Origin of the sequence: Halomonas sp. 113, assembly GCF_904067645.1 — a bacterium.
GTDB lineage: Bacteria > Pseudomonadota > Gammaproteobacteria > Pseudomonadales > Halomonadaceae > Vreelandella > Vreelandella titanicae.
This window is the reverse complement of the sequence record NZ_LR881453.1, coordinates 2,720,654-2,733,556: the sequence shown is the minus strand read 5'-3', so window position 1 is coordinate 2,733,556 and position 12,903 is coordinate 2,720,654. Positions and strand designations below refer to the sequence as shown.

Here is a 12,903-nt window from a genome sequence, read left to right as displayed (position 1 = left end):
AATTCAGTGTGCCGCGATGGTCGTTGGGTAGCCGTGGATGACCGTGACAGGAGACGTGAAGGTTATAGCGCCAAGCAGCACTATCATCCTGGTGTGCACGGACACACCAGAAAACTACGTGTCAGTAATAAGCCGAGTAGTGTAACACGGTTATAGGGCCTCAGCTTGTTTCGCTGAATCGTTCCAGCGATGGGGCCTGGGCATGCAGTGGGATTAACCGCGCTAAAGTAGCCGCAGGCAAATCAAGCTGGGCCACTTCCTTGGGGGCTAATGTAAAAAAGTGCTCAGGGGTGAAAACACCAAGTTGAAACAGTTGGCGGGCCGTGGCTGGTCCTATGCCGTCGAGCCCCAGTAGTTGTCGCGCAAAGAGGGTGAGAAAACGACTGTTTTGCTGTTCATCAAAATCGACGCTAGCCATTTGATAATAGTGCCCAGCTTGAATAGTAATAAACTGCTCAATGCGCTGAAGCGCGGCTAGCGTTGTGGCATCGTGAGCCTGGGCTGCTAACTGATCGCGCAGAGCATCGTGGCTATTTAAAGCCGTTTCGAGGACTCCTTGAGTCGGTTCGCCCTCAAGCAGTGCCGTTACGGTATGCATTAGGGCGTTAATGGCATCGCGTAGTTGTTCAGCGGGCAGACCCGTGGTCTGGCTTGGTTCAGCTGGCATATTGACATCCCTGAGAGGGTTAGCATTAAGCGTAGTGCAGCAAACTCAGTTTAGAAAAGCACTGATTAATCAAAATAATCGCCCTGACGTATTTTAGTGGCGATAAGTTCGGCAGCTTGATCCCAGCTATCACTTAATGCACGCACCAGGGCGGGATAGCCATCTTCTGCAAGAGGCGTTTCGGCATAGAAAGTTTCCATCTCTAACAGCTCGCCGGCATCGTTTAGCAATTGCCATTGGCCGCTAGCCACGGCGATACCATCAAAGCGGCCCTGGAATTGATCTACGTTCAGGCGCAGGGTGAGGGCGTTGGATTGATCACCTTCACCACGCATAACCCTAAGTGTTGGCAACGCTTTGGATAGATTGGCGCGCACTCTCCGCTCTAATTGCCTGCCTAAGCCTTCTGCCCACTGGTGTTCCCGAGCGGCATTCAGTGTAATGTCGTCTAGCTGCATCACAATGCCGTCGACATCCAGGTAGTGGGCTAGCCGTGGTGCGCTCACTATAAGCGTACCCTCGGGCTGGCGGGGTGTGCTAGCCAATGGGTTGCTTGGCAGCATATAGCGAGCGGGGGGCGTGACACTGCTGGCGCAGGCGGATAGCAACAAGCAGATCAGCAGCAGTGAATATCTCATCCATGTAAACATCGTTCGCTCCTTAATCACGTGGCGCACGCGGTATGGGGTCTTGAGCATCCAGATTATCAAACAACAGTGCTCTGGGATTGTCGTTTAGCGTGCGAGTCAAAGGCTGCAGGTCACGCATCAAGCGATCCAGTCGCTCAATGGCGGTTGTCAGCTCTTGATAGGCCGGCGATGACGGCGATAGCCCCTGTAGCGTGCTGCGCAATTCCTCCAGGGTTGCGTTGAGGTTGCCGCCCACAGCCTGGGTTTCAGGATCATTGAGCAATTGATTAAGAGAGGCGCTCACGTCGCGAACCTCATTCAGCATGCTCTCAGAAGCTTGAAGGTTACTATCCAAACCGGTTAACAGCGGTTCAACCTCAAGGGCGTTTAGTTTCTCAAGTAGATCGGTTACCTGGGCCTGTATCTGAGCAAAGCCGCCTGCTACGGTGGGGAAGACATCTCGGTCTGAGAAGCGCTCGGCGACATACTCATCGGCAAGGTCGCGGTGGAAGTTCAAGTCTACAAACAGAGCGCCCGTTAACAGGCTGCCACTTTTTAGCGAGGCGCGTAGTCCGAGGCCGAACATGCGTTGGAATCTCGCCTTCCACTCTTCCAGGTTAATATCGCTATTTTCGATCCCTAGGCGCTGAGGTTCGACTCTGATCAGTACGGGGATGGCAAAGCGTGCCCGTGAGTCGGGCTGCGGAGCGGTAAAGTTCCAGGGTACGGCGGCAACGGTGCCCATGCGTACCCCGCGAAACTCTACCGGTGCGCCTTTGGAGAGACCGCGTACCGTTTCATCGACCAGCAGTACATACTCCAAATAACGATTAAAGGTTCCTTCCCGAGCGGCATCCTCATCAGCGTAGAGAGTGAACCGTGTGTTGGCTTCAACCGGCTGACCCATGGGCAGATCTTCGGGCACGCCGAAAGTAACGCCGCCACCCAGCAGCGCTTCCAATGACTCAACGTTAACCCGAACGCCGTCGGCGTCTAAGCGGAAATCGACACCGCTAGAGGTCCAGAAGCGAGTGCTGTCGGTGACTAAGTCTGTATATGGCTCCTCAATAAATAGCTGGTGCTGCATGGTGCGTGACTCTGGCTCGAAACTATTTTCTTCGATGCGCCCCACGGTGTAGCCCTGATAGGAGACCGGGTCACCGACGCGTAGTGAGTTACCTAACTGGCTCGTCAAGCTAAGACGCAGTCCCGCCTGGCCAGCGGGTGCAACAGGGGGGATATCGCTAACGGGGAATTCTCGCCGTGGTGCTTCCTCTGTGCCTGGCTCAAGCTGTATATAAGCGCCAGAGAGCACGGTACCCAACCCACTAATGCCTTCACGGCCAATGCGCGGTTTAACCACCCAAAAGCGGGTATCTTCGCGCAGAAGATCCTCCACTTCCGGCTGAATACGAGCGGTCAGCACTGCATGGGAAAGGTCGTCAGACAGGCGCACGCTTTGTACGCGGCCTACTTCAACATTACGGCTGCGAATCAGCGTATTGCCCGCCTCAATACCTTCAGCACTCTCCATGGTCAGCGTTACCTGGGTTCCACGACTAGCGTAATTGTCGTAAACCAACCATAACCCAATAGCAATCGCGACGATCGGTACCACCCAAATGGGCGATAACCTGGTCTGGCGCGATGTTTTGGCCTTATTTAGCTCCTGATCGTTAATTGGGTCAGTGTTTGACGATTCTGTTTCGTTAGCCATCAACAGGTTCCTTGGTGGCCGCTTTACGGCGAAGAAGAGGGTGACGATGTGGAAGAGGGGTATCCCAAATTAAGCGCGGGTCAAAGGTCATTGCTGCAAGCATGGTTAACACAACCACGGCGCCGAAGGCGAGCGACGCAGGGCCTGGCGTAATTGACATCAGGGAGCCAGCGCGAATCAGTGCCACTAAGATAGCCACCACGAAGACATCGACCATTGACCAGCGACCAATAAATTCTGTTAGACGATACAGCCGCGTGCGACTTTGAGCATTGAGCGCACTGCTACGCTTAACCACCAAACAAAGCCAAGTTAGCGCAACGAGTTTACCTACAGGTACGATAACACTGGCGATAAAGATAACCGCTGCGATCGGCCAGGAGCCCATCTGGATCAGTTGAACAACGCCACCAATAATCGTCGAAGGCGAGGAGTTGCCTAGGCTAGTAGTAGTCATAATGGGGTAGATATTGGCTGGAATATACATAATGGCAGAGGCGCCCAGCAGTGCCCAGGTGCGTTGCAAGCTGTTAGGAAGACGCTGATGAAGCTTTTCATGGCAGCGAATGCAATGCCCACGGCCCTGGGGCGATAGGCGGTTAATCAGTCCGCAGGTTGGGCAGCCGGTCAGCCCTTGTTCACCAGCGGGTAGGCCTGTCCGGGTACCTTCGGGAGCCAGTGGTTCTCCCTCAAGCGAGAACCACATCCAATCGGCATCCAGGGACTGGCTTGTCATCAGCAACAGCAGCGCAAATGCACAAAACGCCCAGAAGGAGATGCCTATTTCCACATCGGCCAGGCCCGCTATTTTTATCAGGCTCACCAAGGCGCCAATAATAAAGACATCGGCCATCATCCACGGCGTTAAATGCGCCAGTGAGCGTGCAATATCGCGACTAAACGGCAGGGGGCGATCGCGAAGTAGTCCAAATTGAAGCCAAAGAACGCCAAGCAAATACACGGCTGGCAGCACCACTATGGTCATAATAACGGCGATAGCCACCACGGGTTGGTGAAAGCCAATCAGTGTGGTGGCGGTCTGGGTCAGCTCGATGCGGTTGCTTACTCCGCTGACCGTAAAGCTAATAAACGGAAACGACACTGCCAGCATTAGTGCGACAAGCGAGGCGATGGCCAGGGCCATACTGCGCTGAGCGGGGTAGCGATGGCGCTTAACCAACACGTGTGAGCAGCGTGGGCAGCTTGCTTTCTCGCCAGAATTTAACGGCGGTAGCGCGGATACCCAGTCGCATTCGTGGCAGGCACGCAAACGCCGTCGCTGAGTTCTAACCTCAGGCGGCAAGCTGTCAACAAGGGGGGCGTTGACGGGCAGTGGACGGCGCTTAATCAATTTTTGTGGGCGCAAAAACCAAAACTCTCAGTGCGAACCCCTAGCAAAACTACTAGGATGTGGCGGATTAAGCATGTCAAACACGCATTTTAGCAAGTCTATGTCACTGAAATAATGTTTAAAAACATAGTCTGGCCGCTTGACCAATGGGTTAGTTTAGACAACGATGCTGCGGCGCAATGGCGAACAGTTAGATTCGACCTGATTGGCCGCGTACTTCCGCGTCAGGTTTACGTGCTAGTGTCGCCATATAGTGGCAGGCATTGCTAGTAATAGCATCTTACTGCCGTTGCAATGAAGTGTTGCTCAGAAGCACAACCTATAAAACAGTACCGATCATTATGTCATGAAGGAAATGAAATGTTGCTTCCCACATTAGCAGTTGTAGTTGGATTGATCTTACTGGTTTGGAGCGCCGAGAAATTTATCGACGGTGCGGCGGCAACCTCTCGTTGGCTTGGTTTGTCACCCCTATTGATCGGTATGCTGGTGATTGGATTTGGTACTTCGGCGCCGGAAATGATGGTGTCCGTGCTGGCGGCGATGGACGGAAATCCAGGTTTGGCTGTGGGGAATGCCTACGGCTCGAATATTGCCAATATCGGTTTAATTCTCGGCTTGGTAGCCCTTGTTGCACCACTGTCGGTGCACTCTAGCGTTATCCGTAAAGAGATGCCGATATTGATGCTGGTCATGTTAGCAACGGGCCTAATGCTGCTGGATGGATTCGTCGCGCGTTGGGAGGCCGTTGGCCTGTTGCTGGCATTGGTTGTCTTTATCGTTGTGAGCATTCTGCGTTCTCGCAATCAATCCGACGATGCGCTGGTGTCTGAGGTCGCTGAAACCCTGGATAGCAAGCCGATGTCCCGCGGTAAAGCCATCATGTGGACGCTGGTGGGGTTGGTGCTGCTTATCGCTAGTTCGCGGCTTCTGGTGTGGGGAGCCGTTGAAATTGCACTGCGCTTTGGTGTGAGCGATTTGATTATTGGTTTGACCGTAGTCGCCATCGGGACGTCGCTCCCTGAGCTTGCTTCCTCGATTACTGCCCTGCGTCGAAAAGAGCACGATATGGTGCTGGGCAACGTGGTTGGGTCTAACCTGTTTAATAGCTTGGCGGTGGTCGGCCTCGCCGGTGTCATTGCGCCGATTGAGGCGGGGCGAGAGGTGCTCGTGCGCGACTGGAGCGTGATGACCGGTATGACGCTGCTGATGATCCTGTTTGCGTTTTCTTGGCGTGGTCGCCCGCGGCGCATTAATCGCTTGGAAGGGGGGATTCTGCTGGCGCTGTTTGTCGCGTACACCAGCTATATGGTCAGCGTCGTTATCATGTCGCGATAGCGCCTACTTTGCCATACCGCACCGCAAGGGTAATTGATGCGTCAATGCGACTCATATTGGACACCCGGCGACTATAATACAATGGCTGTCCAAGAGGGCGCTAGTGACGGGAAGCTAAGCTGTGTGAAGCAAAGTAACGCAGGAAAAGTAACGCAAGCAAAGTAGTGTGAAAAACTAGCGTAAAGAAATAAGCTTAGTGCTTATAACTAAAAGTGTCGTGCCATGAAGGCTCAACTAAGCTTGTGTTAACCCATCCATGGGATACCGATTCAGGTCTTAGGAGAGTGAAATGGAACTTGATCCGCTGGTGTTATCGCGACTGCAATTTGCATTCGTCGTGTCGTTTCACGCTATCTTCCCAGTATTTACGATTGGTCTAGCGTCCTATATTGCGCTGCTCCATGGTCTGTTCTTCACAACGAAGAACCCTGCATGGGATCGCCTCTCGCTATTCTGGACAAAGGTGTTTGCCGTTGTCTTTGGGATGGGGGTGGTGTCGGGCATCGTTATGTCGTTCCAGTTTGGCACTAACTGGAGCAACTTTTCCCAGGCCTCTTCGAATTTCCTCGGCCCCATGCTCAGCTATGAAGTTGTCACCGCGTTCTTCTTAGAGGCAGCCTTCCTGGGCGTCCTGCTATTCGGCCGCGGTAAGGTGCCTCAAGGGGTTCATTTATTTGCTGCCATTATGGTGGCGGTGGGCACCTTTATTTCTTCTTTCTGGATTCTATCCGCTAACAGCTGGTTGCATACCCCTGCGGGCGTAGAGTTAGTTAACTTCCGCTTCCACGTGACCTCCTGGAGCGAGGCGATCTTTAATCCGTCGTTTCCTTACCGCTTTATGCATATGGCCGTTGCCTCATTCTTGACCGGTGGCTTCGTTGTCGCTGGGGTGAGTGCTTGGTTTCTGTTGCGCGATCGAGACCCGGAAGCGAATCGCCGAGCTCTCTCTATGTGCCTCTGGCTGCTGCTTTTTTTGGCACCGACTCAGGCCGTCATCGGCGATTTTCATGGCATAAACACCCTGGAGCACCAGCCGACTAAAGTGGCTGCCATGGAAGGGCACTGGGAAACCTCTGGCAATGTGCCGCTGCTGCTGTTTGCCATTCCTGACCAGGAAGCACAAACCAATCACTTTGAGCTGGCTATTCCGAACTTGGCCAGCATTATCTTGACTCACTCTGTTGATGGGGAGGTGCCGGGGATTAATGAAGCGGCGCCTGAAGAGCAGCCGCCAGTGCTGATCGTCTTCTGGGGCTTCCGAGTTATGGTAGGGATTGGTCTGCTAATGATTGCGGTGGCGCTGACGGGGCTGGTGTTGCGCCGCAAAGGGCGTATCTATGACAAACGTCTATTCTTAAAAGGCCTGACGGCAATGATTCCCATGCCGTTTGTGGCTGTTTTGGCGGGCTGGATCGTCACAGAGTCAGGCCGTTCTCCTTGGTTGGTGTACGGCATGATGACCCATGCCGAGGGCTTAACCCCGTCGCTCACCGGCCCTATGGCGCTGTTTACGCTGATTGGCTATGCCTTGGTCTACGGCGTGGTGTTTTACGCGGGCATTTATTACCTCACCCGTGTGGTGCGTAACGGCATGCTGCCGGAAGAGGAGCGCGAAACCACCGACGAGAACTTCAAGCGCCCCATGCGGCCTATGTCGGCGGCGCATACACCTTTTGATGATGACGTTGACCCGGTGAGGAGCTAGACATGGAAATGTTTGATCTAACGTTAGTTTGGGCCTTCATCATCGGTTTCGGCATCATGATGTATGTACTTATGGATGGGTTTGATTTGGGGTTGGGTATTCTCTACCCCTTTGCTCCCGATGAAGATGCTCGGGATGTGATGATGAATTCGGTGGCGCCAATTTGGGACGGCAATGAAACATGGCTAGTGCTCGGCGGGGCTGGGCTATTAGGCGCTTTCCCACTGGTCTACTCGGTGTTCTTGCCTGCGCTTTACATCGGCGTTTTCTTAATGTTAGCAGGCTTGATCTTCCGTGGCGTGGCCTTTGAATTTCGCTTTAAATCTCGCCGTAACCGCCGCTGGTGGAACCGCGCTTTTTGCTGGGGGTCGGCGGTTGCCGCCTTTGCGCAAGGTGCCGTGGTAGGAGCCTATATCCAGGGCTTTCCGGTTGAAGATTTTGCCTATGTGGGCGGTGCCTTTGACTGGCTAACGCCTTTCTCGGTACTAACGGGGCTTGGCTTGATGGCAGGCTACGCGCTGTTAGGAGCAACTTGGCTAATACTGAAATCAGAGGGGCATGTGCAGGATTGGGCCTATAAAATCACTCCACTGCTGCTGGCACTGGTGCTGTTTGTTTTTGCGGTGATTAGCCTCTGGACGCCGTTTGTGAATCCTTTGGTCTGGGAGCGCTGGTTCGGCAATATTCAACTGATTTGGGTTTTCCCATTTGCTGCCTTGGCTTGCGCTTTTGTGGTTTTCCGTTCGGTGCAAAAACGGCGTGAAGGGGTGCCTTTCCTGGCCACTATCGGCATTTATGTCTTCACCTATTTAGGCCTGATCGTCAGTAAATGGCCGGTGATCGTGCCGCCGGATTATACGCTGTGGGATGCGGCTTCTTCGCCGGAGTCACAGCTGTTCCTGCTGGTAGGTATGGTATTCGTTATCCCGATTATATTGACCTATACCGCCTGGACCTATTGGGTGTTCCGCGGCAAGGTACGTGTAGGCGAGGGATACCACTGATTCATGGTAACTGAAGACACGCTTTCTCTTACGCCGCGCAGTTGGCTGCAAGCGTTGGCTAAGGGAGAGCGTAAACGCCTGCTTGGTTCAGCGCTTTGTGGCGTGTTGGCAGGTAGTCAAACGATAGTCGTGGTGGTTGGGCTTGCGTGGCTTATTGATCAGCTAGTGGTGCATCATCGGTCACCCATTTCTCTATTACCGATATTTTCCCTTCTGGTGGGCAGTGTGCTGTTACGCGCTGCCTTTCAGTGGGGGCATGAAACATTAAGCCTGGAGGCAAGCCTGCGAATTCGACAGCGTGCCAGAGCTCAGCTGTTGGATAAACTGTCTGCCTTGGGCCCGGTGTGGCTTACCAATCAGCATAGCGGCTCGCTGGCAAATCAGGCGGTTGAGCATATAGATGCGCTGGAAGGTTATTTCGCGCGTTTTTACCCTCAACTGCGCATTACGTTCTGTTTGCCGCTATTGATTCTGGCGGTGGCGGGTTGGCTGGATTATCTGGTGGCGCTGTTCCTGCTGCTTTCTGCACCGCTTATTCCACTTTTTATGGCATTGGTTGGCATGGGAGCTGAGCGCCTTAATCGCGACCAGTTCGTTGCGGTATCGCGATTGTCAGCGCATTTTATTGACCGTGTGCGCGGTATGACCACACTGCAGCTTTTTGGCCGTACGTCAGCCGCACAGCAGGATGTTTGGTATGCCACGGATGGTTATCGACGTCTTAGCATGCGTACCCTTCGGTTGGCTTTTCTCTCATCGGCAGTGCTGGAGTTTTTTTCCTCGGTCGCGATTGCGGTTGTGGCTATGTATGTCGGTTTCGGCCTGCTGGGCTACATCGAGTACGGGCCGGCAGCATCGTTGACGCTTTTTTCGGGCTTAGCGGTGTTACTGCTCGCGCCTGAATTTTTCCAACCGCTGCGCACGCTTTCTCAGCATTACCATGATCGCGCGGCGGCACTCGGTGCCGCCGAGAGCGTGGTGAATATCCTCAATCAGCCAAGTTTGGTGAGTGGGCATCACTATATGGCTCCGCGGTCAGATAGGTCGGCCATTGAGTTAAAGGCTGCTTGCGTTGCTTATCCTAGCCGTGGGCAAGTGATAGGCCCTATCGATCTCACCATTCAGCAGGGTGAGGTAGTGGTGCTTAGCGGTGTCTCCGGTAGCGGCAAGTCAACGCTGTTAGCGCTGCTCGCGGGCTTTATCGCCCCAAGCGCTGGCAAGTACCTTCGACAAGAAAGTAGCCGCTATGCCTGGCTGGATCAGCAGCCCTGTCTCTTGCACGGCAGTTTGATCGATAACCTACGGTTGGCGGCGCCCGAAGCTTCCCGTGGAGAAATGCTTGCCGCACTCCATCGCGCTGGTTTTGGGCCTCTGTTAATTCAGCTACCCGAGGGTCTGGATACGTTAATCGGCGAGCGTGGGGTAGGGTTATCGGGTGGCCAAGCTCAACGCCTTGCCCTCGCGCGAGTGTATCTTAGCAATGCGCCGTTGGTGCTCTTAGATGAGCCGACGGCGAGTTTAGATCAAGAGACAGAGCAGTTCGTGATGGCTGCTTTGCTTGAGCTTGCCCAAGAGGGGCGCACCCTGGTCATAGCGACCCACCATCCGGCCGTGATCGCCGCCGCTCAACGCCATCTGGCTTTTGAACAGGGTGAACTGGTAGAGGTGGCCTCATGATGGCTATTTACCGTGACTTCCGCCCTTGGCTGCTGCTCTTAGTGCGCCGCCGCAGGCGCTTTTTGGTGGGCGCCTTGCTGGTTTGGGTCACCCTGATGGCCGGGCTTGCGCTGCTGGGGTTGTCGGGTTGGTTTATTACCGCTAGTGCTTTGACCGGTATCGCTTTAGCGCTGGGTATTCCTGCGCGGCTCGATGTTTATGTTCCCGGTGGTGGCATTCGTTTCTTCGCCTTGGCGCGCACTATCGCGCGCTATGTTGAGCGTCTGTATAACCATAATACGGTGTTAACGCTGCTTGCCGACTTGCGTTATCGGGTATTCGGCCATTTAACACGCTTCGACGACGCTCGCTTGCAGGGTGAGCGTGCCAGCGACTGGCTGAGCCGTTTAACGGCTGATATCGACACCCTGGATAATTTTTATCTGCGACTCTTGGTGCCACCATTGGTGGCGCTGCTTGGTGTATTGGCTGTGTCGCTTTTTGTGGCTATTTGGTTACCCAGCATTGCCGTGCTGATGGTGGTGACGCTGGGCTTGCTCTGGCTGGTAGCGACCTTGTTAGCGGCTGCCTGGGGATTTTCGCAAAGCTATCAGCAGGTGGTTGACCAGCAGTCGCTGCGCCGCCTAGTGGTCGACCAAGTACAGGCCTCGGCTGAGTTGATGAGCTATCAAACGACCCAGTGGCACCGGACGATGATCGCGACTCAAGAGCAGCAAGCGTTCGGCAATCAGCGCCGCTTGGGGCGTAAAGCGGCGCTAATAAACTGCCTGGTGAGTGTCATAAGCGGATTAATGGTAGTGGCAGTTATGTGGTTCGCTAGCCTGGTATTTAGCCAGCAACTGGTCACGGGCCCTGTTTTGGTGATGGTTGCATTGATAGTGCTGGGGGTGAATGAGGCGTTTATCGCACTACCTGCTAGCTTTATCAAGCTGGGCGCTAGCTATGCAGCGGTGCGTCGGTTAAATGCGCTAACCAGCGATTCATCGTCGGCTGCCCCTGTTGTTACGCTACCTGAAGATGTTGATTTCAGCGTTCAGGTTAATCAGCTCTCTCTGCGCTATGCGCAAACATTAGAGCCCGCGCTAAGGTGTATTAATTTTCAACTACCCGCTGGAAAGCGAGCGGTGATTACCGGCAATTCTGGTGCCGGAAAATCGTCTTTAGCCAGTGTATTGATGGGACGCTTACAAGCAACTCAGGGTGAGGCGATGGTGGGTGGCGTGCCAGTGTGGCAGCTCTCGGTCGAAAGCCGTGCTAATCACTTTGCTATGCTCACTCAGCACGTGGATCTGTTTGATGCCTCTATTGCTGAGAACCTGCGTATTGCCAACCCCACCGCAAGCGATGAAAGCCTCTGGGAGGTATTGAAGGCCGTTGCCTTGGATGGTTGGGTTGAGCAACTGCCGAAAGGCTTAGCCACGTCGGTGGGCGAAAAAGGCCAGCAGCTATCGGGTGGTCAAGGTCGGCGTTTGGCATTAGCACGGCTAATGCTTTGTAGCCCTCAAGTGGTGATTCTTGACGAGCCATTTGCAGGCGTTGATGCGGTGACGGCAAACCACCTTGCGGCTTCCCTGGATCAATGGCTGCTTAATCGAACGGTTATATTCTTTGTCCATCAAGTTGGTTCACTGAACCCATTGCCTGGGGTCGAGTACCACTGGCATTTAGATGCCGGTAGACTTAGCCAGTTCGCACTTAAAGAATCGGTAATGAGCGATATTGATTAATTGATAAGAGATAGCCAGGAGCCCTCCATGCACGAATTTTTACGCAATCTTCCTAAAGTAGAGCTCCATTTGCATATCGAAGGCTCGCTGGAACCAGAGCTAATGTTTGCACTAGCACAGCGTAATGGGATTGAGCTGCCCTATACGACAGTTCAAGAAGCCAAAGATGCTTACCACTTCAATGATCTGCAGGGGTTCCTGAATCTCTATTTTCAGGGCATGAGCGTGCTGCGTAACGAGGAAGATTTTTACGACCTGGCGATGGATTATTTCAAGCGCGCGCGGGAGGAGGGTGTTGTGCATATCGACATGCACTTTGACCCCCAGGCGCACCTACAGCGTGGTGTGCCGCTTGAAGTGGTAATGGCTGGGCTATTAAAAGCTAAGCAGGAGGCAGAGGATAACCTCGACCTCTCTATCGGCATGATTATGGCTTTTCTCCGCGACCGTCCCGCAGAGGAGGCGTTGCATGTACTTGAGCAAGCCGCTCCCTATTGGAAAATGCTAGATGCCATCGGTCTGGATAGCGCTGAACAAAACAACCCACCGGTAAAATTTGTTGAGGTGTTTAAGCGCGCTAAGCAGCTTGGGCTTGTGCGCGTGGCCCATGCCGGGGAGGAAGGCCCCGCAGACTATATTAAAGAAGCCCTGGATATCCTTGATGTTCAGCGCATTGATCACGGGGTGCGCTGTTTAGAAAGTGATGTGCTAGTTGAGCGTTTGCGCAGTGAACAGATTGTTCTAACGGTTTGCCCACTTTCAAACGTCAGCTTAAAGGTAGTAGAGGATTTGCGTGATCATCCGCTGCCCAAGCTTTTGGCTGAAGGGCTCAAAGTAACCATTAGTTCGGATGACCCCGCCTATTTTGGTGGCGGTATGTTGACCAATCACATTGCTTGCGCCGATGCGTTTGACTGGGATGAGGCGGTTTTTCGTCAGATAACCCGCAACGCCATTGAGGAAGCCTTTACTAGCCCAGGTCGACGCGAAGAACTTCTCGCTCGTTTAGCTGGGGTATAGCATTACAGCGCCTAGTCACACAGACTAGGCGCTGTTTTAATCAGATGCAGTGCTAGGTTTTTACTCAT

General features: G+C 53.7%; 10 protein-coding genes. 6 read left to right on the top strand and 4 right to left on the bottom strand.

All coding sequences use genetic code 11. From position 1 onward, the window contains the following. Positions 1–160: 160 nt before the first annotated feature. The 4 genes from YERSI8AC_RS12840 to YERSI8AC_RS12825 all read right to left on the bottom strand — a co-directional run bounded on the left by YERSI8AC_RS12840 (position 161) and on the right by YERSI8AC_RS12825 (position 4,379). Complete coding sequence (locus tag YERSI8AC_RS12840) at positions 161–667, bottom strand: helix-hairpin-helix domain-containing protein (RefSeq protein WP_022523272.1); 507 nt, start codon at positions 665–667, stop codon at positions 161–163. Between the two features lie 65 nt (positions 668–732). Further along, entirely contained in the window at positions 733–1,317 is a 585-nt protein-coding gene (locus YERSI8AC_RS12835) for a PqiC family protein (protein WP_159176842.1), read from the bottom strand. 10 nt (positions 1,318–1,327) lie between these two features. Further along, positions 1,328–3,013: an intermembrane transport protein PqiB gene (gene pqiB / locus YERSI8AC_RS12830; RefSeq protein ID WP_027957442.1), complete on the bottom strand. Its 1,686-nt coding sequence runs from the start codon at positions 3,011–3,013 to the stop codon at positions 1,328–1,330. Continuing rightward, positions 3,006–4,379 carry a paraquat-inducible protein A gene (locus YERSI8AC_RS12825; protein WP_027957441.1) on the bottom strand — a complete coding sequence of 458 codons (1,374 nt, stop codon included), beginning with the start codon at positions 4,377–4,379 and terminating at the stop codon, positions 3,006–3,008. The genes pqiB and YERSI8AC_RS12825 overlap by 8 nt, the downstream gene beginning before the upstream one ends. Positions 4,380–4,724: 345 nt before the next feature. On the opposite strand from YERSI8AC_RS12825, the gene YERSI8AC_RS12820 reads away from it, so the two are divergent. The 6 genes from YERSI8AC_RS12820 to YERSI8AC_RS12795 all read left to right on the top strand — a co-directional run bounded on the left by YERSI8AC_RS12820 (position 4,725) and on the right by YERSI8AC_RS12795 (position 12,835). Beyond that, entirely contained in the window at positions 4,725–5,702 is a 978-nt protein-coding gene (locus YERSI8AC_RS12820; RefSeq protein ID WP_138801482.1) for a calcium/sodium antiporter, read from the top strand. A gap of 289 nt (positions 5,703–5,991) precedes the next feature. Further along, positions 5,992–7,407 (top strand): cytochrome ubiquinol oxidase subunit I, encoded by a 1,416-nt coding sequence (locus YERSI8AC_RS12815; protein WP_159176841.1) that lies wholly within the window; start codon positions 5,992–5,994, stop codon positions 7,405–7,407. 2 nt (positions 7,408–7,409) lie between these two features. Next, on the top strand, positions 7,410–8,411 hold the full coding sequence (gene cydB / locus YERSI8AC_RS12810; RefSeq protein WP_009286907.1) for a cytochrome d ubiquinol oxidase subunit II: 1,002 nt from the start codon (positions 7,410–7,412) through the stop codon (positions 8,409–8,411). 3 nt (positions 8,412–8,414) lie between these two features. After that, on the top strand, positions 8,415–10,088 hold the full coding sequence (gene cydD / locus YERSI8AC_RS12805) for a thiol reductant ABC exporter subunit CydD (protein WP_159176840.1): 1,674 nt from the start codon (positions 8,415–8,417) through the stop codon (positions 10,086–10,088). Beyond that, positions 10,085–11,815: a thiol reductant ABC exporter subunit CydC gene (gene cydC, locus YERSI8AC_RS12800; RefSeq protein ID WP_022523279.1), complete on the top strand. Its 1,731-nt coding sequence runs from the start codon at positions 10,085–10,087 to the stop codon at positions 11,813–11,815. The genes cydD and cydC overlap by 4 nt, the downstream gene beginning before the upstream one ends. 27 nt (positions 11,816–11,842) lie before the next feature. Next, the gene (locus YERSI8AC_RS12795) at positions 11,843–12,835 is read left to right on the top strand and encodes an adenosine deaminase (protein ID WP_027957439.1); all 993 of its coding nucleotides are present in this window, start codon (positions 11,843–11,845) and stop codon (positions 12,833–12,835) included. The last annotated feature ends 68 nt before the right edge of the window (positions 12,836–12,903 follow it).